This window comes from Aurantimonas sp. E1-2-R+4, from assembly GCF_036549515.1.
Lineage (GTDB): Bacteria > Pseudomonadota > Alphaproteobacteria > Rhizobiales > Rhizobiaceae > Aurantimonas > Aurantimonas coralicida_A.
Genome location: NZ_JAZHLK010000059.1, coordinates 1 through 22,687, shown reverse-complemented (window position 1 = coordinate 22,687; position 22,687 = coordinate 1). Strand labels below are relative to the sequence as shown.

General features: G+C 63.1%; 21 protein-coding genes, 1 tRNA gene and 2 pseudogenes. 7 read left to right on the top strand and 17 right to left on the bottom strand.

Annotated elements, in window-relative coordinates:
* The first annotated feature begins 478 nt into the window (after positions 1–478).
* A complete protein-coding gene (locus VQ045_RS18995) occupies positions 479–766 on the top strand; it encodes a helix-turn-helix transcriptional regulator (protein ID WP_331831228.1) in 288 nt (95 codons plus the stop codon).
* On the opposite strand, the gene VQ045_RS18990 is transcribed toward VQ045_RS18995, so the two are convergent.
* Together VQ045_RS18990 and guaA are read right to left on the bottom strand one after the other, a co-directional pair.
* Positions 732–1,988, bottom strand: coding sequence for a tyrosine-type recombinase/integrase (locus VQ045_RS18990; RefSeq protein ID WP_331831230.1), 1,257 nt, complete (start codon positions 1,986–1,988; stop codon positions 732–734). The two genes, VQ045_RS18995 and VQ045_RS18990, sit on opposite strands and share 35 nt — an antisense overlap.
* Before the next feature lie 293 nt (positions 1,989–2,281).
* Positions 2,282–3,838, bottom strand: coding sequence for a glutamine-hydrolyzing GMP synthase (gene guaA, locus VQ045_RS18985; protein ID WP_331831227.1), 1,557 nt, complete (start codon positions 3,836–3,838; stop codon positions 2,282–2,284).
* A gap of 177 nt (positions 3,839–4,015) precedes the next feature.
* Here guaA and VQ045_RS18980 point away from each other — a divergent pair, with 177 nt between their 5' ends.
* Positions 4,016–4,504, top strand: a complete 489-nt coding sequence (locus VQ045_RS18980) for a YciE/YciF ferroxidase family protein (protein ID WP_331831226.1) — start codon at positions 4,016–4,018, stop codon at positions 4,502–4,504.
* A gap of 65 nt (positions 4,505–4,569) precedes the next feature.
* Here VQ045_RS18980 and VQ045_RS18975 read toward each other — a convergent pair whose 3' ends face one another.
* The 6 genes from VQ045_RS18975 to VQ045_RS18950 all read right to left on the bottom strand — a co-directional run bounded on the left by VQ045_RS18975 (position 4,570) and on the right by VQ045_RS18950 (position 9,499).
* Entirely contained in the window at positions 4,570–5,232 is a 663-nt protein-coding gene (locus tag VQ045_RS18975) for a 5'-methylthioadenosine/S-adenosylhomocysteine nucleosidase (protein WP_327648569.1), read from the bottom strand.
* 46 nt (positions 5,233–5,278) lie between these two features.
* Complete coding sequence (locus tag VQ045_RS18970; protein WP_331831225.1) at positions 5,279–5,731, bottom strand: TspO/MBR family protein; 453 nt, start codon at positions 5,729–5,731, stop codon at positions 5,279–5,281.
* A complete protein-coding gene (locus VQ045_RS18965; protein ID WP_331831224.1) occupies positions 5,728–7,026 on the bottom strand; it encodes an RsmB/NOP family class I SAM-dependent RNA methyltransferase in 1,299 nt (432 codons plus the stop codon). Before VQ045_RS18965 ends, VQ045_RS18970 begins: the two co-directional genes overlap by 4 nt.
* A 73-nt stretch (positions 7,027–7,099) precedes the next feature.
* Positions 7,100–7,507 carry a type II toxin-antitoxin system VapC family toxin gene (locus VQ045_RS18960; protein ID WP_327623781.1) on the bottom strand — a complete coding sequence of 136 codons (408 nt, stop codon included), beginning with the start codon at positions 7,505–7,507 and terminating at the stop codon, positions 7,100–7,102.
* A 6-nt stretch (positions 7,508–7,513) separates the two neighbouring features.
* Entirely contained in the window at positions 7,514–7,795 is a 282-nt protein-coding gene (locus VQ045_RS18955; protein WP_331831223.1) for a type II toxin-antitoxin system Phd/YefM family antitoxin, read from the bottom strand.
* Between the two features lie 153 nt (positions 7,796–7,948).
* Positions 7,949–9,499, bottom strand: a complete 1,551-nt coding sequence (locus VQ045_RS18950; protein WP_331831222.1) for a catalase — start codon at positions 9,497–9,499, stop codon at positions 7,949–7,951.
* A gap of 104 nt (positions 9,500–9,603) precedes the next feature.
* Between VQ045_RS18950 and VQ045_RS18945 the strand changes: the two genes are divergently transcribed.
* The gene (locus tag VQ045_RS18945) at positions 9,604–10,602 is read left to right on the top strand and encodes a hydrogen peroxide-inducible genes activator (RefSeq protein ID WP_331831221.1); all 999 of its coding nucleotides are present in this window, start codon (positions 9,604–9,606) and stop codon (positions 10,600–10,602) included.
* Here VQ045_RS18945 and guaB read toward each other — a convergent pair.
* The 3 genes from guaB to VQ045_RS18930 all read right to left on the bottom strand — a co-directional run bounded on the left by guaB (position 10,562) and on the right by VQ045_RS18930 (position 14,424).
* Positions 10,562–12,067 (bottom strand): IMP dehydrogenase, encoded by a 1,506-nt coding sequence (gene guaB / locus VQ045_RS18940; protein WP_331831220.1) that lies wholly within the window; start codon positions 12,065–12,067, stop codon positions 10,562–10,564. The genes VQ045_RS18945 and guaB overlap by 41 nt on opposite strands.
* 171 nt (positions 12,068–12,238) lie before the next feature.
* Positions 12,239–12,973 (bottom strand): RlmE family RNA methyltransferase, encoded by a 735-nt coding sequence (locus VQ045_RS18935; protein ID WP_331831219.1) that lies wholly within the window; start codon positions 12,971–12,973, stop codon positions 12,239–12,241.
* The gene (locus tag VQ045_RS18930) at positions 12,970–14,424 is read right to left on the bottom strand and encodes a Ppx/GppA phosphatase family protein (RefSeq protein ID WP_442879905.1); all 1,455 of its coding nucleotides are present in this window, start codon (positions 14,422–14,424) and stop codon (positions 12,970–12,972) included. The genes VQ045_RS18935 and VQ045_RS18930 overlap by 4 nt, the downstream gene beginning before the upstream one ends.
* A 294-nt stretch (positions 14,425–14,718) precedes the next feature.
* Here VQ045_RS18930 and VQ045_RS18925 point away from each other — a divergent pair.
* Positions 14,719–14,792 (top strand) — tRNA-Gln (locus VQ045_RS18925).
* Here the strand turns inward: VQ045_RS18925 and VQ045_RS18920 are convergent.
* Positions 14,760–16,349: a recombinase family protein gene (locus tag VQ045_RS18920; protein ID WP_331831218.1), complete on the bottom strand. Its 1,590-nt coding sequence runs from the start codon at positions 16,347–16,349 to the stop codon at positions 14,760–14,762. The genes VQ045_RS18925 and VQ045_RS18920 overlap by 33 nt on opposite strands.
* A gap of 205 nt (positions 16,350–16,554) precedes the next feature.
* Here VQ045_RS18920 and VQ045_RS18915 point away from each other — a divergent pair, with 205 nt between their 5' ends.
* The gene (locus VQ045_RS18915; protein ID WP_331831217.1) at positions 16,555–17,763 is read left to right on the top strand and encodes a PAN domain-containing protein; all 1,209 of its coding nucleotides are present in this window, start codon (positions 16,555–16,557) and stop codon (positions 17,761–17,763) included.
* A 163-nt stretch (positions 17,764–17,926) separates the two neighbouring features.
* On the opposite strand, the gene VQ045_RS18910 is transcribed toward VQ045_RS18915, so the two are convergent.
* On the bottom strand, positions 17,927–18,157 hold the full coding sequence (locus VQ045_RS18910; protein ID WP_331831216.1) for a hypothetical protein: 231 nt from the start codon (positions 18,155–18,157) through the stop codon (positions 17,927–17,929).
* A 132-nt stretch (positions 18,158–18,289) separates the two neighbouring features.
* Here VQ045_RS18910 and VQ045_RS18905 point away from each other — a divergent pair, with 132 nt between their 5' ends.
* A complete protein-coding gene (locus VQ045_RS18905) occupies positions 18,290–18,604 on the top strand; it encodes an HPF/RaiA family ribosome-associated protein (RefSeq protein WP_331831215.1) in 315 nt (104 codons plus the stop codon).
* A gap of 61 nt (positions 18,605–18,665) precedes the next feature.
* On the opposite strand, the gene VQ045_RS18900 is transcribed toward VQ045_RS18905, so the two are convergent.
* Complete coding sequence (locus VQ045_RS18900; protein ID WP_331831214.1) at positions 18,666–19,049, bottom strand: DUF6441 family protein; 384 nt, start codon at positions 19,047–19,049, stop codon at positions 18,666–18,668.
* 435 nt (positions 19,050–19,484) lie between these two features.
* Here VQ045_RS18900 and VQ045_RS18895 point away from each other — a divergent pair, with 435 nt between their 5' ends.
* A complete protein-coding gene (locus VQ045_RS18895) occupies positions 19,485–20,420 on the top strand; it encodes a helix-turn-helix transcriptional regulator (RefSeq protein WP_331831213.1) in 936 nt (311 codons plus the stop codon).
* A gap of 188 nt (positions 20,421–20,608) precedes the next feature.
* Here the strand turns inward: VQ045_RS18895 and VQ045_RS18890 are convergent.
* The 3 genes and pseudogenes from VQ045_RS18890 to VQ045_RS18880 all read right to left on the bottom strand — a co-directional run.
* Positions 20,609–20,803: pseudogene (locus VQ045_RS18890) on the bottom strand (IS5/IS1182 family transposase); the annotation flags it as partial.
* 85 nt (positions 20,804–20,888) lie between these two features.
* Positions 20,889–22,085: a cyclopropane-fatty-acyl-phospholipid synthase family protein gene (locus tag VQ045_RS18885; RefSeq protein ID WP_331831212.1), complete on the bottom strand. Its 1,197-nt coding sequence runs from the start codon at positions 22,083–22,085 to the stop codon at positions 20,889–20,891.
* Between the two features lie 104 nt (positions 22,086–22,189).
* Positions 22,190–22,405 (bottom strand): annotated as a pseudogene (locus VQ045_RS18880) (IS481 family transposase); the annotation flags it as partial.
* Positions 22,406–22,687: the final 282 nt, after the last annotated feature.

Here is a 22,687-nt window from a genome sequence, read left to right as displayed (position 1 = left end):
GTCGCCCACTGCTGCGCAGCTTGGAACAAGCTCGTCGATCAGCCCTGGAAAATCACGTCCATCGGAATGCGAGATTGGGCGCATGGGTCTTGATCAGCGCCCGTTGGTATTAGACTGTGGTTGCCGGACGCGATCGATGCGCAAGGCAATACGACCATCATCGCCGTGTCCATGGGCGCGGTTTCGCTGCAAAGGGTATCGTGCGGTACACCGGCGCTACCACGAGATCACATCAACAGCTGATGTTCTGTAGCCGCATCACTTTCAGCAGTATCGAACCCAACGTCAGAGTCCGGCCGAAGCACTGCGAGTTCAAATCCCCTATCAAATGAACAACACTCTGAATTTTCTCGGCAGGCACACTCCGCCGTTTTGCACGCCAGAACACGATATTTCTGCACTAAAGCGTTCACAACCTTCCTTTTGTTGTACCTATCGGCTTCCATCTCTTCGGTTCAAAATAGGACGGAGATAAGAGATGGACGCAGAGGCATCAGGCCGTAAGCTAATGAGGACTATTCGCCGTCAGCAATTGCGTGAAATGATCCCACTGGCTGACAGCACAATCTATGAAATGGAGCAGCGTGGCGAGTTCCCGCGACGCTTTGCCCTTTCCCCGAGATGCATCGTCTGGGACCTCGCTGAGGTCAAAGCGTGGCTGCTGGCACGGCGCGCGACTCCCATCCGGCGCGCTCAGCACCCCGACGTGTCAAAGCGAAAGACCCGTCCGGTCAAAGGGCGGGGTCTAACTCCATCAAAGGCATAGCTGGCGGCAAGAGAACGGGCGTATGCTTACGTCCTTGCACCCACGCGTCGACGATATCGGACCATTCCTGCATCATGTGGCGACGCTGAACCTCATACTCGGCCTTGTTGTAAACACCGCGCGACGACCGGCCATCCTCATGCGCTAAGCACTTCTCGATCCAGTCACTATTGAAGCCCAGTTCGTTAAGCAGCGTCGAGCTCGTGCGGCGTAGGTCGTGGACGGTAAACGGCTCCAATGGCAGCCCCTCCTTCTTGGCCTGCTCGACGACCGCGTAGGTTACGCGATTGAACGTGGCGCGCGACATCGGCGCGTCGGCGTCATACCTGGACGGTAGCAGATATCGCGAATTGCCGGCGCAGGTCTTGAGCGCGATCATGATGTCGAGGGTCTGGCGCGAGAGATACACATTGTGCGCCTTCGATCGCTTCATGCGCTCTTTGGGGATCGTCCAGACCGCGTTCTCGAAATCCACCTCGTCCCAGACTGCATCTTGCAGCTCGCTCTTACGCACCATCGTCAGCAGAAAGAGCTTCATCCCTAGCCGGATCGTCGGCAGAGTCGCGACGTTCTCAAGCTGTCGGAGCAAGATCCGGATCTCGGTGGGAGAAAGCGACCGATCCTTCGGCGCGAACGTTGCGATAGACGCGGGTCCGACGTCGTTGGCCGGGTTTGCGACCTTCTCTCCATGCAGAATGGCAAATCCGTAAATTTGCTTGAGGATGTCGCGCACATGGATCGCCGTTGCGGGCGCCCCGCGATCAACGATCTTCCCACAATGGGCGCGTAGGTCGTCCGGCGTAATCTCCGTGAGGAGCCGATTGCGCCAAACTGATAGCAACTCCCGTTCGAAGATCGAGCGCCTCATGGCCCGCGTGCTGTCGGCCATCGGCGCATTCACGAGCCACTTTTCGCCGAATTCCCCGAAGCTCTTGGCTTCCTTCAACCGGCGCTTCTCACGCTGCTTCTCGATCGCTGGGGACCGCCCTCCGCTGACGGCATGCCTAGCATCGATGCAGAGTTCACGAGCTCGGGCTAGCGAAATACCGTCGCGCCCATACTTCCCTAGATACACCGTCTCGCGGCGCCCGTTCAGGCGATAATCGAGACGAAACGAGATGGCCCCAGAAGGCATGACGCGCACATACATGCCGTCCCGATCCGAAACCTTGTACATCTTGTTTCGCGGTTTCAGCGCCTTGATGGCAGCATCCGTCAGCATTTCCGCCTCACCCCTGAAAAGTACCGTCACGCGGTTTTCGACGGGTCTTGACGGAAAACATAAGGTTATTTCAGATGCTTATATCGAAAAAAGTACCGTCAAGGACCACTTCTGCCCTGACGGTACTTCGGAATTTGGAGCTGATCAATATGGGCGAGGCCCGTCACACGGACCGTCAACTCCGATCGCTGCACACCGATAGCCATCAATAGGCTATGATATATTATTATATATTTATCAATGCGTTATAGCGTATCTTGGCGTGGCTTCGGATATCGCCGGATGGGCAAAAATCATTCCCATTCGATGGTGCCGGGCGGCTTCGAGGTCACGTCGTAGACGACCCGGTTGATGCCGCGCACCTCGTTGATGATGCGGGTCGCGGCGTTGCCGAGGAATTCCATGTCGAATGGGTAGAAGTCGGCGGTCATGCCGTCGACGGAGGTCACCGCCCTGAGCGCGCAGACGAATTCGTAGGTGCGCCCGTCGCCCATGACACCGACGGTCTGCACCGGCAGAAGCACCGCGAAGGCCTGCCAGATCGCGTCGTAGAGCCCGGCCTTGCGGATTTCGTCGAGATAGATCGCATCGGCCTGGCGCAGGATTTCGAGCTTGTCGCGGGTGATCCCGCCCGGACAGCGGATGGCGAGGCCCGGCCCCGGAAACGGCTGGCGCCCGACGAAGCTTTCCGGCAGGCCGAGTTCGCGGCCGAGCACCCGGACCTCGTCCTTGAACAATTCGCGCAACGGCTCGACGAGCTGCATGTTCATGCGCTCGGGCAGCCCGCCGACATTGTGGTGCGACTTGATCGTCACCGACGGCCCGCCGGTGAAGGACACCGACTCGATGACGTCGGGATAGAGCGTGCCCTGCGCCAGGAAATCGGCACCGCCGAGCTTTTTCGCTTCGGCCTCGAAGGTCTCGATGAACAGCCGGCCGATGGTCTTGCGCTTGACCTCCGGGTCCATCTCGCCTTCGAGTGCGTTGATGAAGAGATCCTGCGCCTGAACATGGACGAGCGGGATATTGTAATGGTCGCGGAACATCGCGACGACTTCCTCCGCCTCGTTCATCCGTAAGAGGCCATGGTCGACGAAGATGCAGGTGAGCTGTTCGCCGACCGCCTCGTGGATCAGAACCGCCGCGACGGAGGAATCAACACCGCCGGAGAGCCCGCAGATCACCCGGCCCGTGCCGACCTTCTTGCGAATCTCGTCGATCGCCTGGTCCTTGAAGGCTGCCATCGTCCAGTCGCCGGCAAGCCCGGCGATACGGTGGACGAAATTCGACAAAAGCCGCGCGCCGTCGGGGGTGTGGACGACTTCCGGGTGGAACTGCACACCGTAGAACCGCCTTTTCTCGTCGGCGATCGCGGCAAACGGCGCACCCGGCGAATGGCCGATAACCTCGAAGCCTTCCGGAAGTTCGGTCACCCGGTCGCCATGGCTCATCCAGACCTGGTGGCGGGTGCCCTCGGCCCAAATGCCATCGAACAGCGGCGAAGCCTTGCGAACCTCGATGAAGGCGCGGCCGAACTCGCGATGCAAACCGCCTTCGATATTGCCACCGAGCTGGGAACACATGGTCTGCTGGCCATAACAGATGCCCAGAACCGGGATACCGGCCTCGAACAGCGCGGACGGCACATCGGGCGCGTTCGCCTCGGTGACCGAGGCGGGCGAGCCCGACAGGATGACGGCCTTCGGCTTCAGCCGCGCGAAACCCTCGGCGGCGGACTGGAAGGGGACGATCTCAGAATAGACCCCCGCCTCGCGGATACGCCGGGCGATCAGCTGGGTAACCTGGGAGCCGAAATCGATGATGAGGATTGTGTCGGGGTGCGCTGTCATGGCGAGGCTTTAGGCAAGCAAGCCACCAATGTCCAGCACGTGGCAGGTCGCCTGCCGCGGCCATCCCCAGCCATCGCTAGCCGGCTTCGCAATCTCCCCGCCGATGGCGCGGAACGTGCATCCGGCAACGCCGTTCACCGGCATCGGCAATCATGCCGCGCCACCGGAGTCGAAGATATGAGCGTCAAATCGCTGGACGATCTCTTTATCCATACGCTGAAAGACATCTATTACGCCGAGAAGCAGATCGTAAAATCGCTTCCGAAGATGTCGAAGAAAGCCACATCCGCGAAACTGAAGGCCGCCTTCGATGCCCATCTGGAGGAAACGAAGGACCATGTGACGCGCCTCGAGAGCGTTTTCGAGGGGTTGGGCAAAAAGGCCTCGGCGGAAAAGTGCGACGCGATCGAGGGCATCCTCGAGGAGGCAAAAGGGCTCATGGACGAGGTCGAGGATAGTGAGACCCTCGACGCTGCGATGCTGGCGGCAGCGCAGGCGGTCGAGCATTATGAAATCGCCCGCTATGGCACCCTGATCGCTTGGGCCGAGACGCTCGGGCACAAGGACGCCGCCAAGACGCTGAAGGAAACCCTTGCGCAGGAAAAGGCGGCGGACGAGAAGCTGACCAAGATCGGCAGTGGAAAGGTCAACAAGAAGGCCGCGTAATCGCGAACCGCCCCGATGCACGAACGGGCCCCGCCCGCCAGCAGGGCCCGTTCGTCCCACCTTGCCTATTCGGCAAGGAGACCGCCAGCCAGCGCCGCGTCCAGTCGATCGACCGCGTCCGCCAGCTTCTGGTCGATGACATGAAGCAGCGTCGTCCAGTCGTCGTAGTGATGCAGCTCCGCCGCGCCGTCGGAAATGCCCCGCAGCCCAAGCATCGGCACCGCGAAACGCTGGCAGGCGCGCAAAACGGCGAAGGTCTCCATGTCGACCATGTCGGCGTCGATCGCCTCATAGCGCGGGCCGGAGACGATGTCGGACCCGGTCGAAAGCCTGGCCGCCGCGATGTCCGGTATCGGCGTCGGCAGCAATGTGTGGAGCGGATGGTCGAGGAACGGCGTCACGCCCTTCGCGAAGCCGAGCGGCGAGGCGTCGATATCGCGCCATGCGACCGAGGCGACCTGATAGACCTCCCCCTGCTCCAGCGTCCGCGACCCGGCCGAGCCCAGCGAGACGACGAGGTCCGGCGGGTGGCCGGCCGCCCTCAGCGCGTTCAGGGCGACGCCGGTGCCCAGCGCCGCCTCGATCGGGCCGACGCCGGTCATCAGCGGCCGGATGCGGCGCCGCAATGCCGGTCCATATTCGGCCGCGGCAGCCATGACGAACAGCACCTTGCGGCCGGCCAGTTCGTCGGTGGTAAGATCGCTTTGAGAGGGATCGAAATCGGTCATCACAGAGGGGTCCGCCGACGAGGGGCGCGATCGGCAGCCAACTCGCTCAGTTCAACCACCAGATCGCGCCGTTGAGAAGCAGCGCATAGGTGACCCAGGCGCCATACGGCACGAACAAGAGCGCCGCGGGGCGGTCATGGCGCCAGGTGAGCGCGATGAAACCGACGATCGTGCCGAGCAGCGCCATCATGACGAGGAGCGCGGCGCCGGTCCAATGCAGGACGAAGAACACCGGCGACCAGAGGAAATTCAGCCCGATCTGCAGCCACCATATGCGCGAGGCCTGTAGCTCGCCGGCGTGCCAGACGCGCCAGCCGGCGATGCCGATCAGGATGTAGAGGATCGTCCAGGCCGGCGCGAACACCCAGCTGGGCGGGTTGAACCAGGCCTTGCTCAAGCCGGCATACCAGTCGCCCGGGGCGGTGGCGATGCCGACCGCCGAGCCGCCTCCGACGGTGAGGACCAGGAACAGGGCCAGGACGAGATAGGGATGCCTCATGCCCGCTCCAGCATGGCGAAGAAGAAACCATCGGTGCCGCTGGTTCTCGGCGTCAGCGTCAAGGCCGTTCCGCCGCCGAGCGGCTTGGGCAGGAACGCCTTCGGAGCTTCGGGAAGAGCCGTGTCCCATGCGGCCGCCGCGTCGGCCACCTTGAAGCTAGCGCCCTGGCGATCCAGAAAGGCCGCGACGCGCGCCTCGTTCTCCGTGGGGAGCAGCGAACAGGTGATGTAGACGAGATGACCGCCCGGTTTGACGAAGCGCGCCGCCTGATCGAGCACCGCATCCTGCTCGGCCGTCCGCTTGTCGAGCTGCCGGTCCGACAATCGCCATTTGGCGTCCGGACGGCGCCGCCAGGTGCCGGTTCCCGTGCAGGGCGCGTCGACCAGAACCAGATCCATCTTGCCGACGAGCTCAGCAAGATCATCGCGCGGCGCATGGATCTGAACGTTGCGGGCTTCGGCGCGCTTCAGCCGATCATGGATCGGCGCGAGCCGCTGGCGGTCTGAATCATAGGCATGAATCTGGCCGGTGTTTTCCATATTCGCGGCCAGGGCCAGCGACTTGCCACCCGCTCCGGCGCAAAAGTCCAGCACCTGCTGGCCCGGCCGTGCGCCGGTCAGCAGCGACACGATCTGCGAGCCTTCGTCCTGGATCTCGAACCAGCCCTTCTGGAAGGCTGCCTCGACTTGAACGTTCGGATGACGACCGGCGCCCTCTATCGGCGCGATCCGCAGGCCATACGGACTGAACGGCGACGGCTCGGCGGCGAAGGGCGCCAGCGCCTTCGCCAGTTTCTCGCGATCGACCTTCAGCGTGTTGACCCGCATGTCGAGCGGCGGACGCGCGCTGAGGGCGGCGGCCTCGTCGGTCCAGCCTTCCCCGAATGCCTGTTCGAAATGGGCAGCCAGCCAATCCGGCACGTCGGCGCGCACGGCGCCGGGCGCGGTCGACAGGTCACGGGTGCGAAACGCCGCGAAATCGTCGGCGGAGGGTATGTCGGGCGCAAAGCGATCACCGTCGAGCTTCGTCGCCAACTCCTTCACGTCCATATCAAGACCATCGAGCACGGCGGCGAAAACCAGCGCCCGGACGGAATCGTCCTCCATGCGCCAGCCGAGCGAACGCTTCCTGCGCAGCACGTCGTAGACGATGTTGCCGATGGCGGCGCGGTCGCCGGAACCGGCGAAGCGATGGGACAGGCCCCAGTCCTTCAGGGCGTCGGCGACGGGCCGATGGCGCCTCGCGATGTCGTCCAGAATTTCGATCGCCGCGGCGATCCGACCACCTAAACGCATGGCGAACTCCTATGGTCGGTGCGCAAATCGATGCGGGCAGGGTTCGGCAAGACGGTGGGATTGGTCAAAGGGCTCAGACTTCATAGGGATTGAACAGCTTTGCGCCGGTTGGCGCGAAGTGGCGAATGTTGCGCGTGACGATTATCAGATCGTGTTCCAGCGCCGTCGCGGCAATCAACAGATCTGCGGCGTGCGAATGCGAGTGGATCGACAATTGGCCCCAGATGCGCGCGATAGGATAGGTCACCGGCAGCGTCCGATCGACAAATTCCTCGCTGAGGCCTGCAAACCAGATCGAGAGACGATCCGCACGATTGCGATTTCGGCGGCGAAGCGACGCGATGCCGCGCTCCAGTTCGCCGAAGGTCATAACGCTGAGAAATTGCTTACTGTCAGCGTTCCTTGCCAGCCAAGCCAGCACGGCGTCGTGTGGTGGCGTTTTCGCCAGTTCCGACACCACCATTGTGTCCAGCAGATACATCGGGCGCTAGTCGAACTCAACGTCGCGTGGAATGAGCATCGCGCGATCGTTCTCGTCAATGAGTTCCTCGCCAGGCCCAAGAACTTTGGGGGCCGAGAGCAGATGCCTCACAAAGGCGCGATTGCGCTCGATCTCCTGATCCTTCATCGCATCGAAATCCTTCGCTGAGACCACGACAACCGCCGACTCACCGCGTCGTGTCACGCGTTGAGGCCGCCCATTCAGGGCCGCCTCCACCACCGCCGAGAATTTGTTCTTGGCGTCCTGCAAGGTCCACTGATTGCCCATGCCGCGCCTCGTGATGCCCTGCCGACTAAGCTAGACAGTAGGCTAGCCAGATAAACTCCGCAATGGTGCGACCGTGGGTTGGCGCGACCAAAGAGCGAAGGCCGGGATCGCTCCCGGCCTTCGATGATTGTCTGTGCGAGACGATGCCTCGCTTTATTCGGCGGCCTGCGGATGGCCACTGGCCGCGCCGCCGCCGGTGATCTGCGGGGTGTTCTCCGAGATCGGCGCGGCGTTCGGCTTGTAGCCGCCCTCGGCCTTGATCTTGTCCCAGGCGCGCCGGACACCGGCTTCGTAATCCGGATGCACCTTCTGGAACTCGGCCAACTGGCGCTCGCAGATGATTTCGGGAACGTCCGCCCAGGTGCCGGCGATGTTGTTGAACAGCCGTTCCTTCTCGTCGGCCTCGAGCACCTTCACGAAGAGCTCGCGCACCTGGCTGTAATCGTCGTGCCCGTTGCGGTGGTCATAGCGCGCCGCGTCGCCCGAGATGCGCAGCGGCGGCTCCTGGGCCGAGCGGTCCTCCACCGCGCCGCCGAAGGAGTTTGGCTCGTAATAGGCGTTCTCGTTGCCGGTGCGGACACCGCCATAGACGTTCATGGTGCCGTCCTTGTGGTAGTTGTGCACTTCCACCTTCGGACGGTTGACCGGGATCGACTCGTAATGGGTGCCGAGCCGGTAACGGTGCGCGTCGGCGTAGGAGAAGATGCGGGCCTGCAGCATCTTGTCCGGCGAGAAGCTGATCCCGGGCACGACGTTCGACGGCGAGAAGGCGGCGTTCTCGATCTCGGCGAAATAATTATCCGCGTTGCGGTTCAGCTCGAAAGTGCCGACGTCGATCGGCGGGTAGTCCGCGTGTGGCCAGACCTTGGTCAGGTCGAACGGATTGTACGGGGTCTTTTCAGCGTCCATCTCCGGCATGACCTGGATCTGCATCTTCCAGCGCGGGAAGTTGCCGTCCTCGATCGCGTTGAACAGCTGCTCCTGATAGCTCTCACGGGTCTTGCCGACGACCTGCTCGGCTTCGGCGTTGGTGTAGTGCTCGTGGCCCTGCTCGGTCTTGAAGTGGAACTTGACCCAGAAGCGCTCGCCGGCATCGTTCCACAGCGAGAAGGTGTGGCTGCCATAGCCGTTCATGTGCATTGGCGAGACCGGCAGGCCGCGATCCGACATCAGGATCGTCACCTGGTGCAGGCTCTCCGGCGACAGCGACCAGAAATCCCACATGGCGGTCGGCGAGCGCATGTTGGTCTTCGGGTGGCGCTTCTGCGTGTGGATGAAGTCCGGGAACTTGTAGGGATCGCGGACGAAGAACACCGGCGTGTTGTTGCCGACCAGATCCCAATTGCCGTCCTCGGTGTAGAATTTCATCGAGAAGCCGCGCACGTCGCGCTCGGCGTCGGCGGCGCCGAGTTCGCCGGCAACGGTCGAAAAGCGGATCAGCATTGGGGTCTCGCTCCCCGGCTGCAGAGCCTTGGCCTTGGTGTATCGGGAGATGTCGCCGGTGATCTTCAGCGTGCCGTGCGCGCCCCAGCCCTTGGCATGGACTGCGCGCTCGGGAATGCGCTCGCGATTCTGGTGCGCGAGCTTCTCGATGAGCTGGTAGTCCTGCATCAGCAGCGGTCCGCGCTCGCCGGCCGACAGCGAATCCTGGTTGTTCGGCCACGGCGCGCCGGCGCTCGTCCTCAGTGTCTTGCGATCAGCCATGACGGCCTCCCTTTTCATTGGAAAATCTCGACCTGATAATAGGCATTCGCTCGATAATCTCCAATCGTATTTGCAGTGGAGTGCAATCGGATTATCTTATCGGCATGATCACCATCCGGCAGCTCCGATATTTTCATGCACTCAGCGAGACCCTGCATTTCGGCCGGGCGGCGAAGCAGCTCAATATCAGCCAGCCGGCGCTATCGGCGCAGATCGCCCAAATGGAGGCATTCTTCGGCGGACCACTGTTCAATCGCGCGGCCAGCGGCGTCTCGCTGACCAGCGACGGCACGCTCGTTCGCGAGCGCGCCGCGCGCATTCTGGCGGAGGTCGGCGAACTGGAAAGCCTCGCCACACTCGGCGACCGGCTGCTCAGCCGGCGGCTTCGGCTCGGCATCATCGCGTCGGTCGCGCCCTATCTTCTGCCCGCTATTCTTCGCGAGCTCGGCCACGCCTATCCGACGCTGGAATGCGAGATTCGGGAGAGCGTGACGGATCGGCTGCTCGCCGACCTCGCGACGGGACGGATCGATTGCGCCCTCGTCGCTCTGCCGATCGAGAACCCGGGCATCGAAACGATCGCGCTCTTCGACGATCCGTTCCACCTCGCCCTGCCAGTCGCAGAGGCCAGCCGCCTTGCGGTTCCCGTCCCGATCGCGGCGCTCAGGCAGGAACGCCTGATCCTCTTGGAAGAAGGGCATTGCCTGAGGGCTCAGGCGCTGGAAATTTGCCGTATCGCCGATGCCGGGGAAATGGCCGGGCTCGCCGCGACCAGTCTGACGACGATCCTGCGCATGGTGTCGGGCGGGCTTGGTGCGACGTTGATCCCGCAGATGGCGATCGCCGACGAAACCAGCGGCGGCGGCATCGCGATCCTGCCGTTTCAGGCGCCGACGCCGTTCCGGACGATCGCCCTCGCCTTCCGTCCGTCGACGGCGCGGCGGCGCGATTTCGACGCGCTGGCGGACCTGATTCGCCGAACCGGGTCGGCGGTTCCGACCGACGCTGCCGTATCGGACAGACATGACGATCGGAAAAAGAGCAGGAAATCTCGCGTTGCCGTTACAGGCCAACACCGGGATAGTTCGGGCTTTCGCGGGTAATCGTCACGTCGTGGGCGTGGCTTTCGCGGAAGCCGGCGCTCGAAATCCGCACGAATTGCGCCTCGCGCCGGAAGGTCTCCAGATCGCGCGCGCCGACATAACCCATCGCCGCGCGCAGGCCCCCGGCGAGCTGGTGCAACACCGCCGCGACCTGCCCCTTGTAGGCCACCTGTCCCTCGATACCCTCCGGCACGAGTTTCAACGTGTCCTGCACCTCGGCCTGGAAATAGCGGTCGGCCGAGCCGCGCGCCATCGCGCTGACCGAACCCATGCCGCGATACGCTTTGTAGGAGCGGCCCTGATGCAAATAGATCTCCCCAGGGCTCTCGTCGGTCCCGGCAAGCAACGATCCGACCATGGCGGCCGCCGCCCCGGCTGCCAGTGCCTTGGCGAGGTCGCCGGAGAACTTGATGCCGCCGTCGGCGATTACCGGGACGCCCGCCTTGTCCGCCTCTTCCGCCGCGCCCATGATCGCCGAGAGCTGCGGCATGCCGACCCCCGCGACGATCCGGGTGGTGCAGATCGAGCCCGGTCCGATACCGATCTTGACGCCGTCCGCGCCGGCGTCGATCAGCGCCTTGGTGCCGTCGGGCGTGGCGACGTTGCCGGCCAAAATCTGGACCTCGTTGGAGAGCCGCTTCACCCGCGCCACCGCATCCAGAACCCGCTGCGAATGGCCATGGGCGGTGTCGATGACCAGAAGGTCGATCCCGGCATCGATCAGCCGCTCGGCCCGCTCGAAGCCATCGTCGCCGACGCTGGTCGCGGCCGCCGCCAGCAGGCGCCCCTGTGCGTCCTTCGAGGCGTTCGGGTTGAGCTGCGACTTCTCGATGTCCTTGACCGTGATCAGGCCGATGCAGTGGTTGTCGCCATCGACGACGACGAGCTTCTCGATCCGGTGATGGTGGAGAAGCCGCTTGGCTTCGTCCTGGTCCACCGTCTCGCGGACGGTGATCAGCCTGTCCTTGGTCATCAATTCGTGGATCGGCTGGCGGTCGTCGGAGGCAAATCGCACGTCGCGATTGGTGAGAATGCCGACCAGTCGGCCTTGGGTCTGGCCGCCGGAGCCGCCGTTCTCGACCACGGGAATGCCGGAAATACGGTGCTGTTCCATCAGGGCGCGGGCATCACCGAGCGTGGCGTCCGGGCCGATCGTCACCGGATTGATCACCATGCCGCTCTCGAACTTCTTGACCTGGCGGACCGCCTCGGCTTGTTCGGCCGGGGTCAAATTGCGGTGGATCACACCGATGCCGCCGGCCTGAGCCATGGCGATCGCCAGACGGGATTCGGTGACCGTATCCATCGCGGCCGAAAGGATCGGGATGTTCAGCTTCAGCGTGCGGGTGATCGCGGTGCGAAGGTCGACCTGCCCCGGCATCACCTCGGAATGACCCGGCAGCAGCAGGACGTCGTCGAAGGTGAGAGCGGTCGAACCGGTTGCGGTTTCGATGATGCGGGCCATGCCAGTCCTCGTGGATGATGCGTCCGCCCGAAAGCGAGTCGGGCGGGAAAAGGATTGGCAAGGGCTGCTAGCACGGTGGCGTGACGTTTGGAAGTCAGGGTGGCTATACCGAACAGATCGCCCGATCGGGGACGCCTCCGTCACGGCGATCGGCGGCGTTTCGCGGGTGGCTCAGTCGAGCGGCATCCGTCCCTCGCCCTCGCCGTCTTCCGCATCGGGACGTTTGCGCCGACCCTTGAAGCTCTTGGCCAGAAGATAGAGTTCGACCGAGCCCTCGCGCGAGGCCGGCGGCTTGACGTGATGGACGCTGACGAAATTCTGCTTGAGCAGGTTGAGAAGATCGCGCTCGGTTCCGCCCTGGAACGTCTTGGCGAGAAAATGTCCGCCCGGCTTGAGCGTGCGAAGGGCAAAATCCGTCGCCACTTCGCACAGATGCATGGTGCGCAAATGGTCGGTCTGGCGGTGGCCGGTGGTGGGCGCCGCCAGATCGGACAAGACGATGTCGGGATCGCCGCCCAGCGTTTCGAGCAGACGGGCTGGCGCCGTATTGTCGAGAAAGTCCAGTTCCAGGATCGTCGCGCCGGGGACCGGTTCGACCACCAGATAGTCGATGCCGACGACGCGGATATCGTCGCCGCTCGATCCGGTGCGTTCGACCGCGACCTGGCACCAGCCACCCGGTGCCGCACCGAGATCGACGATTCTCAGGCCCGGTTTCAGCAGCTTGTAACGGTCGTCCATCTCGATCAGCTTGTAGGCCGCCCGCGAGCGGTAGCCATCGGCTTTCGCCCGGCGGACATACGGGTCATTGAGCTGGCGCTCGAGCCAGCGGCGCGAGGACGCCTTCACCCCGCGCTTTTTCTTGACCTTGACGGTCAAGCTCCGGTCGTCGCCGCGTCCGCTCATCCGCGCGTCTTTCTCATCGGTTCGTTTCGCCGCCAAACGCCGTCGGCGACCATCATCTCGGTCAACAGCCCTTCCCTAAGGCCGCGATCGGCCACCCGCAACTTCGGGGCCGGCCAGACCCGGCGAATCGCCTGCAGGATGGCGCAGCCGGCCAGCACCAGATCGGCACGATCGCTGCCGATACAAGGATTGGCGACCCGTTCGTCGAAGCTCCATCCGGCGATCCTGGCAACCAGTTCGTCGGCTTCGTCGTCGGTCAGCCACAGGCCATCGACCTGGCGCCGGTCGTAGCGTTCGAGGTTGAGATGCACCCCGGCGAGCGTCGTAACCGTTCCCGACGTGCCGAGCAGATGGAATTGGTCACTGCCGACGATCGAACCGAGCCGGTCGCGCTCGGGAAAGCGATGGATCATCTCCACCGTTTCGACCACCATCCGCTCGAACAGTTCCGGCGTGATGTCGCGGCCGCCGTGCCGTTCGGCGAGCGTCACCACACCCACCGGCAGCGACGTCCAGGCGACGATGCGGCTTGCCAGGCGGCGGGTGTAGGCGCCGCGTAGATCAAGCAGCGCGATCTCGGACGAGCCGCCGCCGATATCGAACAGAACGGCGCCCTTGGCCGAGCGATCGATCAGCGAACCGCAACCGGAGACCGCCAGCCGCGCCTCGGTCTCGCGGGTGACGATCTCGAGCTCAAGCCCGGTATGCCGCGTCACCTGCTCGATGAACTCGGCGCCGTTCGCCGCCGAGCGGCAGGCTTCCGTGGCGATCAACCGCATGTTGCCGACGTCGCGCGCGGCCAGTTTCTGGGCGCAGATTCCTAAGGCGGCGATCGCCCGGTCCATCGCGCCGCGCGACAGGCTGCCGGTGCGGCTGAGGCCTTCGCCGAGCCGCACGATGCGCGAGAATGCGTCGATCACCCGGAATTGGCCCGGGCGCGTCGGGATCGCGATGAGAAGACGGCAATTGTTGGTGCCGAGATCGAGGGCGGCATAGGCGGGCGGGCGATGCGCGGCGGGCGCTGGACGCGCGACACGGACAGGCGCAAGGGCCGGCACGGATTTCCCGGCCGAATGCCGGTTCGCATTCGCCTCGGCGCGCGCGAGTGCCGCCGGGGCAGCATCGCGCTTAGCCCCGACCGGCGCGGATGCCCCGGCATCCGGCTTCGCGGCGCGACTCCTCGGGCGGCGCCGGCGGGGTTTTCGCGTCCCACGCGGCTCCGCCGGGCCAGCCGGCCGGTCGTCGTATTTCGCCGTCTTGGCCGCGGCGTCGGGGAGCGCCGCGTTCTTGGCCACCGCCTTGCGTCGCCGCCGGCGCTGCCGCTTGGTCAGGGACTGCCCGCCCTCGCCCGCCCCATCATGCAGGGGCTGCGGCGATGCCGGGCCGGGTTGGTAAATCCCGTTCAGATCCGACGACGGATGGTTTCTCCCACCGATATCATGGTCACTCACACGGTCTCTCCGGCGCCGCCATCCTGCCGGACGTCATGGCGCCTTTATTGGCTTATTCACTGTCGAGTGTAGCAAGCCCTATGGACAGCACAAGGGCGGGAGCGGGGCTTAGCCGGCCGGCGGCCGGCCTCGGCAGCGCGATCGGCACCGGTTCGCGGTCCGCCGCGACTGCGGCAAGGGGGCGCATCGGTCCGGGCATGGGGATCACGGAAAAATCGCGACAGAGGGTTCACAGTCGCGCCGCCTGCGTCTATATGAGCTTGCATCCGCGGCGCCGACAGGCGGCCGGTACGGTGGGGAATAGGTTAACGGTAGACCCACGGACTCTGACTCCGTTAGTCCTGGTTCGAATCCAGGTTCCCCAGCCAAATCTCACTTTTCGCCGATTTGGTCGTCTCGCCCGCCATCACGCGGGCTTCTGAACTTACCGTTTCCGCAAGCATGTCAAAAGGTTGGCGAAAAGTGGCGACCACCTCGCCATCCTCCCAAGTGCAGTTCGATAGCATGAAGTTGAGCAGGCGGCGTTTTTCGCGCGGTTCCTGCTTTGCGAACAGCCTTTGCGCGTTGCGGGCGAGGTCGAGAATCGCGACGCCTTCGTCCAGATAGGATTTGTCGGCGTTCTGGTGGCGTTCGATTTCTCGCTGGCAGCGATTCTGCTCCTCGCGCCACTGGTTCGACATTCGATCGTAGAAGGCCGTGTCCACCAGCCCATCGAGCTTGTCGACATACATGGCGTGAATGCGATCGTTCAGCCGATCGTATTCGGCCTGATGGCGCTTGATCGCTTCCTCGTGCTCGCGGCGCTCGTCCGCGTGGCTGGCGTGCAGCGCGTCGCGCACCCATTCCAGCACCTCGTCGTCGAAGCGAAGCCGCCCGAGCAGTTCGGTGAACTGGCCTTCGAGGGCTTCCTCGCGGACATATTTGCGGCGGCACGAAGCCGGGTTGCCCTGGCATTTATCGGCGTAGCCAGTGCAGTGATAATAGACGTAGCGCTGCTTCTTGATCTCTCCGACCACGGCGCAGCCGCAGGCATGGCAGGCGATCAAGCCCGAGAAGGCGAAGTCATGCTTTCCGCGCTTGGCCTTGCTGGCAAAGCGGCCGTCGAGCACGCCTTGCACCCGTTCCCACAGTTCCACCGGCACCAACGCTTCGTGCTTGCCCTGAATGAGCTTGCCCTTCCATTCGTACCACCCCGTATAGAGCCGGTTGCGCAGGATGGTGTGAACCGTGCTCACCGGCACCTTGGCGCCGCTCTTGGGATAGGTGAGGCCCGCCGCGTGCGCCTTACGCGCCGCTTCCTTCAGGGAAATGTCGCCGCGCGCATACCACTCGAACAACGCCGCCACGATCGGCGCCAGCGTCGGTTCGACCGCAATGATCTTCTTGCCATCCGGCCCGGTGACGTTCTTGTAGCCGAGCGGCGTCTTGGTCGGCCAGATGCCCTGTTCGGCCTTCTCGGCCATGCCCTTGCGGGCTTCCTCCGACAAATTGTCGATATAGTTCTTCGCCATCAGCACCTTGATGCCGTGCATGAACTTTTCGGAAGAACGCGACTCGCGCGACAGCACCACGCCTTCCTTCGGGAAGTGCATTTCCACGTCGAGTTCGTCGACCGTCACCCAATCCTTGAGGTTGCGATAGAGCCGGTCGGTCTTCTCGACCAGCATCACGCGGACGGACGGATGCGCCTTGAGATAGGCGACCATCTCGCCGAAGGCAGTGCGGCCGGCCTGCTTGGCCGTTTCCACGTCCACATATTCCTGCGCCACCGCGAAGCCGTTCGCCGCCGCGTATTCCTTGAGCAGCTTCAATTGCGCCGGGATCGAGAAGCCTTCCTTCTCCTGCTCCTTGGAGGAGACGCGGGCATAGATCACCGCCTGTTTGCGGGCGGGATCAGCAGGTGGGGACTTCGGAGCTTTTCTCATATCGTTTAGTATAACCTAAACATAATCGAATCGCAAGCTTGCCTGTCGGAATCATCGCGCCCTTTGGCCGAGCGGATCCAGCCGGGAACGCTCAATATCCAGCCCTCCACCTGCGCCACCGCAAGTTGACGCCGTCGAGCACTGTGGATTGCGGAACCCGCGAGAATCTCGTTCACTGGCAACGTTGCTGGTGAGGAGTTTCCGCATGCGTTCGATTATCTGGCTACCTTGGCTGGTAGGCTTTGTCGCAGCTGTTCTTTGGTCCAGTCACTCCAGTGCAGAGATTGATCTCATTTCCGATCAGACTGCGGATGGAACGCGCTTCATCATTGTGGAAGGAGAGTTCGAGGCTGATTACCGAACCGACAAACTTGTGGAAGCAGTCCGGAATCATAACCCAAAGGTCATGGGATTCAATTCACCAGGCGGCAATCTTTATTCGGCAATGGCTGTCGGTCGGACTATCCGCTCTCTCGGTCTAGACACCATTCAGCCCCGCAGTTCGGAGTGCGCTTCCGCGTGCGCACTGGCTTTTCTCGGTGGGGTGCAGCGATTTGCCGAACCCGGCTCCATCGGCGTCCATCAATCATCCTTCTCCGGGACGGATTGGTCGCCCGACGAGGCCGTCTCCGCCGTTCAATACGCGACGGCCGACGTCATCAACTACCTGATAGAGATGGGCGTCGATCCGGGCCTGCTGAAGCTTTCGCTACAGTACGGCAGCAATGACATGCGTTATCTCTCTTCCAGCGAAATGGCCGACTTGCGTGTTACCACCATCGAAGGAGACAACTTCAAAGATAGAGATCCCGACACCGCCAGCACAGAGAGCGTTCCCGATCGGCCAGGGTCGCCGGTATTCCGTGAGCCCCAATCTGAGCGCCGCAGTCGGATCGCCATCTACGACGGACTTGATTTCTATGGCTCGGACATCGCTTCTGGCACGGTTGCGGATGCCGGCTCCTGTGCGGCCGAATGTGTCGCACAAGCAGAACAGTGCCGTGCGTTCACTTACAACACGAGCGAAAGAGCGCGAAAGGGTCCGAACTGCTTCCTGAAATCGAATAGAGGCTCTTTCCAGGATGCCAACAAAGAGGCAATTTCCGGATTGATGTTCCGGGAATCCGAATCTCGACCGGGATCCTTCTCAATCAGCGCAATCGATCCCATTGCAGACATCATGAAGGACGTCGATATTCCGGGTAACGACCTTCGGAAATCCCAAGCTGGAAACCTGCACGCCTGTAGGATCGATTGCCTGCAAGACAATCAATGCCGCGCGTTCACCTTCGTGGCCGCGCGGTCCGCTTGTTGGCTGAAGTCCAGCGGCAATGGGGCGATCTATCGCGACGGGATGACCAGCGCGTACAAGCGCCATATGACCTTTAAGCCGGATCGGATCATCACCCCGTAGGCGGATCAACCCCGAAGCGTTGTCGCGACCGCGCTAACGGCCGATCCAACCGCAATCCGCTGATGGGGCATCGAACCGTCCGGCTCACCACTCCACCATCCGCGTCGCCGTATCCGGCTGGTGCCGGTAGCCGGTCTGTCGCTCGATCTAGAGCGTTTTCCGATCAGCTTGCATCGTAACCGGCCGCTTTGATGGCGCCGTGGTCAGCGGGCGCAGCTGCACCCCCACGCCGGGCGCTGGCGCGGTGCTGATAGTGGTCGCGCAGCGGTGACAGCGTCACCTCGGGCTCGCCTGGCTCGCCGTCGCGCAGGATCAGCAGGCCTGCGGCGGGTACGCGTTCAGGCAGGACGTCGCCGCGCTGCGCGGCGAGGATGGTTTCGCGGTTGGTGGGCATGGGCGGTGGCTTTGAATCCTCGCCCACGCTATCAAGGCGCAGGCTTTGTTACTGATCGTGCAGGTGGACTTGCGCTGGATCAGTCATCTTCATGGTTTCTCATGTTAGGTGATCACACACAGGAGAACCGACATGCAGTTTCAACTGAATACCGATGCCAATATTCAAGGCGATGACCGCCTGGCCGAAGTGGCCGAAACGGTTGTCACGTCGGCGCTGGGCCATCTGACCGACCGTCTGTCCCGGATCGAGGTGCATCTGGTCGATGTGAACGGTGCCAAGGGCGGGGCCGACGATATTCGTTGTACCGTCGAGGCGCGGCCGGAGGGGATGCAGCCGCAGACGGTCACCCACAATGACGCCAATGTGGACGCAGCCCTGCGCGGCGCGGCGAAGAAGATCCGCTCCCTTCTGGACAGCGAATTCGGCAAGCTGGGACGGCACTGAGGTACAGCGGTGATACAGGCGATCGGGATGCGCTGAGAACCCTCCGTATCATTGTCGCTGATCACAGCCGCCCCTCCACCCGTTCGCCACGATCAGCCCCAGCACCGCGTCGTGCGTTCGCGCCGCATCCCGTGCAAGGTCCAGCCGCTTCGGCAGCTTGACCTGCGGCACCAGCAGGACGATCGGCGCGGGTGACCTTGCCGCGCCCGGTCTTCGAGCGTGACACGACTGCCTGGCCCTTCGCATTCAGCCGCCCCTCCGCCACCAGCAGGCTCGGGCCCGTCCGCCGATAGACGAAGCGCAGGCGCAGACCGCGCCGCCGCTCCCATTCGCCATGCTCGAAAGCGCCGGCCAGCGGGCGATCACCCCGCCGATGCTCCGCAAGTTTGCAAAGACCGCCCGCCAGCGCATCCGCCTCGACGGCGGCGGCTACCGCCGCGACCATCTCCGCGCGCTCGCGCGGCGCGTCGAGGTCGATGAAGGCGAGGTCCCATCATGGGATCGAAGAGCGACCTGCTGCGGACGCATGCCGCAGGGGCTGGCGTCGGAACGGCGGCGGGCGCAGTGTCCACCTTTGTTCCGAAATGGCGGAGCGGACGCGACTGGGATCGAACCTTCTCTGGGGCGTAATGCATTGATCCTAAACAATCTGAATTTCCGAGGTGCGTTTCCGGGATGTCTATACCACGAGCGTCTGTTCGAGTCTTTTTCACCAGAACCGCAAGGGATCACGCGTTCCGCAACAAGCGGCCGAGAACTGCCGAGACCAGTGGTCCACAGGAACATTCCTTCAGTTTCGTCGCGCCCAGACTGATCTGCATCAATGCGAGCGGAGTGGGAAGCCGGCAATATGTGGAAATCATGATGTGGAGGTTGATAGATGTCTGGTCCGTTACAGGTGATCGCAGTGGGTTTTGGTCCCGGCGCCGACTTTGCAGTCCAGGTCCTGGCCGAAGTCGATCGACTGCAAGGTCGAGGAATGTTGCGCCTCATCGACATGCTCTTCGTTGCTAAGGACGAGGACGGCACGATCCAGCACCTGGTCATCGGCGACGACGAGGACTTCGGCGTTCTCCTGGCGAGCATCTTCCCACTCGACAGTGCCCATCACGTGAAAACCGCAGTGGGCGATGGCTTCTCGGGCTTCGAGGCGGCGGACGCATGGGCACTGACCGAGTCCCTGTCGCCGGGGACGGCACTCGCATTCCTGCTCATTGAGCACGGTTGGGCGCAGCCACTGTTCGACGTGATCGCCGAGAACGGTGGCACGCTGTTGGGCGAAGGATTCCTCACGCCCGAAACCGGGCTGTTCGTCGGCGCTGAGGTCGCAGCGATGGAGCAGGCAGCGACGGAGATTGCGGCAGTGCAAGCCGCCGAAGCCCACGCATTGCTCCTGGCCTTGGCGACACAGACCCATGCAGCTGAGTCGATCGCAGCCTCCGAAGCGATCGGCAGTGCCGCCGCCGCCCGTGCCATACAGGCGCTGATCACTGCAGGGCTTGTGGAGGAAGCAGCCGCCCACGAGGCCGTCGACGCCTTGATCGCGGCCGGCCTCATCGCCGCCGCTGCCCACGAAGCAGCCGCCGAGGCTGTGACAGAAGGTGCCGCCACCATCAAAGCAGCATCAATTACCATGGCTCAGGCACTGGTCCTGCGCTACCTGCCCACTCAGTTGACCTTCGCGGTCATCGCCGAGAAACTCGGCATCTCACGGGCAGCCGCGAAGCAACGGGCAGAGCGCGCCTACAAGAAGCTCGGGGTCCACAGCCGCGCCGAGGCAGTCGCCCGGGCCCGCGCACTAGGCCTCATCGACTGACCGACAAGCCCGCTTGCCGGCGCAACTTCCCGTTCGCCCCGCATGACTACTTACTGGACAGCGCCCATGCTACCAATGGCCTCATGCTTCGGGCTTGCCTGGCTCATCGCGCTTTTCGTCCTTTGAAGGACTAGCGGCTCTGTTGCACAAAACGGCTGAAGGTCGGAGTTCCCCTTCCCCGGGCAGACTCATCCCACGGCTTCAGTGAAGGGTATGCCGAGCGCTGTGAAGCCGTTCAGGACGGCCACTCGGATTTGGAACTCAGCAACCTGACGGTCGAAGTCCCGCGCGGCTAGGCGTTGGCCCAGCAGTTTGACGCAGTCCATCTTTGTCTCGACGCGGCTCCGGCGGTGATAGCCGCTCCATCGTCGCCAGATCGTCCGTAATGTCGACCTCCCTCTCGTGTAGAACAGCCTTGCGCTGCTGCAGCGAGACAGGGAACCGGACATACACCGTCTCCGCCGGGATTCAGGCGGCGGGCCTTGTGATGGTGATCTGGGTCACGTCGCAGTTACCGCCCTGGAACGCGCCGGCGGAAGAGGTGAGGTACAGATTCCACATCCGCCGAAATCGGTCGTCAAAGCCCAGCCGCGAGATTTCGTCCCAGTGCCCGTTAAAGGTGTCATACCAGCGCCGCAGCGTCTGGCTGTACCCTTCGCCAAACTCGATCGAGTGCTGGACCTTCAACCCGGCGCGTCGCACCGCGTCGCGCAGCGCGCTGGGCGAAGGCAGCATGCCGCCGGGAAAGATGTGTTTCTGGATGAAATCCACGCCCTTGCGGTAGATCTCGAAGCGCGCGTCCTGCACCGTGATGATCTGCAAGGTGGCGTTGCGGCCCGGTTTCAGGCAGTTGCGGACGGCCTGAAAGTAGGTCGGCCAGTATTTCTCGCCGACCGCCTCGAACATCTCGATGCTGGCGATACCGTCGTAAAGCCCGCGTTCGTCGCGGTAATCCTGCATCCTGATCTCGACGCGATCCTGCAACCCCTTGGCCCGGATGCGTTCGACCGCATAGTCATGCTGCGCCTTCGAGAGCGTCAGGCCAGTCACGCGCAACCCGCGCTCTGCCGCCGCATATTCCGCGAAGCCGCCCCAGCCGCAGCCGATTTCCAGCACATGATCGCCGGGCTGCGCCCCCATCTGGTCCACCATGCTTTCGTATTTCTGGTGCTGCGCCTTTTCCATCGGTTCCTGCCCGCTGCGAAAGATGGCCGAGGAATAGGTCATCGTCTCATCCAGCCAGAGCCGATAGAATTCGTTGCCAAGGTCGTAATGCGCCGCGATGTTCTTCCTCGCCTGTCGAATGGAATTCCCGCGCAGCCAGTGCCGCAGTTTCTCGAAGGCGCGCACCAGCCCCATGCCGGGAAAGCCGTCGTAAAGTGCGTCGTTGCGGGCGTGGACGAGGTCCATGAAGGCCTGCAGATCCGGCGTGGACCACCAGCCGTCCATGTAGGCTTCCAGAAAGCCCAGATCGCCCTCGCGGATCAGACGCGCGAAAAGGTCAGGGTTGTGCACCCCGATCGCCGCCACCGGACCGGGGTGGCGGCCTTCGACACGAAAGGTGCGGCCATCGTCCAGCGCCAAATCGAGCCGCCCGTTCTCCAGTGACTGCGCGACGTCAAACACCCGCGCGAAGTAGCGCGGCAAGTTGGTCTGGTTCTTCACGGAGGTCAGCAACATGATCCCATCCCATATTCTTCCCAGACTTCGACTCCATGCGTGGCGTGAGGGATGTCGTGACGCGCCATCCGCGCCTCGAACGCCGCGTCCACCGCAACCGCCTCTTGCGCCGGGGTCAGCGTGGTTTGCAGCCTGTGCGGTGTATGGCTGCGGTCATGCACGGAGTCGCGGCACTTCCATTTGCAAACGGTCTGCTCGGTTGTGCCAAAGCGTTCCGCCAAGACAGACGCAGGCTCGTCACTGGCCTGGATCGCCGATCGGATCTTCGGCGTCGTCCTCGTCTGGCTGTGAAGATGGATCAGCATGGCCTCACCCCCTCTCGAATGACCCTCAGAACCGATCTTGCCATGAAAAACGCGGATCGCCGACGGTCTATGTGATCATCAGGGATGGAACAGGTAGCCTCATGTCGTTGCCTTGCGATCAAGACCGATGGCTCTGGAACATAATCGCGTGTTGCGGTACGCTGCGCATTGAGGGGATGTCCCGAAGTTTGTTGAACTTCGTTGAGCGGCGATGCCGGGTTGAACGTTACGCGGCCCTCGATGCAGGGGCAATGAACTTTTCGGCATTTTGGCGCTGATGGG

Bases quoted from the DNA above. Each gene is read 5' to 3' on its own strand.
- VQ045_RS18975 (WP_327648569.1), bottom strand. From the start codon at position 5,232: ATGACCGATTTCGATCCCTCTCAAAGCGATCTTACCACCGACGAACTG.
- guaA (WP_331831227.1), bottom strand. From the start codon at position 3,838: ATGACAGCGCACCCCGACACAATCCTCATCATCGATTTCGGCTCCCAG.
- VQ045_RS18945 (WP_331831221.1), top strand. From the start codon at position 9,604: ATGATCACCATCCGGCAGCTCCGATATTTTCATGCACTCAGCGAGACC.
- VQ045_RS18955 (WP_331831223.1), bottom strand. From the start codon at position 7,795: ATGGGCAATCAGTGGACCTTGCAGGACGCCAAGAACAAATTCTCGGCG.
- VQ045_RS18990 (WP_331831230.1), bottom strand. From the start codon at position 1,988: ATGCTGACGGATGCTGCCATCAAGGCGCTGAAACCGCGAAACAAGATG.
- VQ045_RS18900 (WP_331831214.1), bottom strand. From the start codon at position 19,049: ATGGTCGCGGCGGTAGCCGCCGCCGTCGAGGCGGATGCGCTGGCGGGC.
- VQ045_RS18920 (WP_331831218.1), bottom strand. From the start codon at position 16,349: ATGAGAAAAGCTCCGAAGTCCCCACCTGCTGATCCCGCCCGCAAACAG.
- VQ045_RS18905 (WP_331831215.1), top strand. From the start codon at position 18,290: ATGCAGTTTCAACTGAATACCGATGCCAATATTCAAGGCGATGACCGC.
- VQ045_RS18995 (WP_331831228.1), top strand. From the start codon at position 479: ATGGACGCAGAGGCATCAGGCCGTAAGCTAATGAGGACTATTCGCCGT.
- VQ045_RS18965 (WP_331831224.1), bottom strand. From the start codon at position 7,026: ATGCGTTTAGGTGGTCGGATCGCCGCGGCGATCGAAATTCTGGACGAC.
- VQ045_RS18950 (WP_331831222.1), bottom strand. From the start codon at position 9,499: ATGGCTGATCGCAAGACACTGAGGACGAGCGCCGGCGCGCCGTGGCCG.
- VQ045_RS18970 (WP_331831225.1), bottom strand. From the start codon at position 5,731: ATGAGGCATCCCTATCTCGTCCTGGCCCTGTTCCTGGTCCTCACCGTC.
- VQ045_RS18895 (WP_331831213.1), top strand. From the start codon at position 19,485: ATGTCTGGTCCGTTACAGGTGATCGCAGTGGGTTTTGGTCCCGGCGCC.
- VQ045_RS18935 (WP_331831219.1), bottom strand. From the start codon at position 12,973: ATGAGCGGACGCGGCGACGACCGGAGCTTGACCGTCAAGGTCAAGAAA.
- VQ045_RS18960 (WP_327623781.1), bottom strand. From the start codon at position 7,507: ATGTATCTGCTGGACACAATGGTGGTGTCGGAACTGGCGAAAACGCCA.
- VQ045_RS18915 (WP_331831217.1), top strand. From the start codon at position 16,555: ATGCGTTCGATTATCTGGCTACCTTGGCTGGTAGGCTTTGTCGCAGCT.
- VQ045_RS18910 (WP_331831216.1), bottom strand. From the start codon at position 18,157: ATGCCCACCAACCGCGAAACCATCCTCGCCGCGCAGCGCGGCGACGTC.
- VQ045_RS18980 (WP_331831226.1), top strand. From the start codon at position 4,016: ATGAGCGTCAAATCGCTGGACGATCTCTTTATCCATACGCTGAAAGAC.
- guaB (WP_331831220.1), bottom strand. From the start codon at position 12,067: ATGGCCCGCATCATCGAAACCGCAACCGGTTCGACCGCTCTCACCTTC.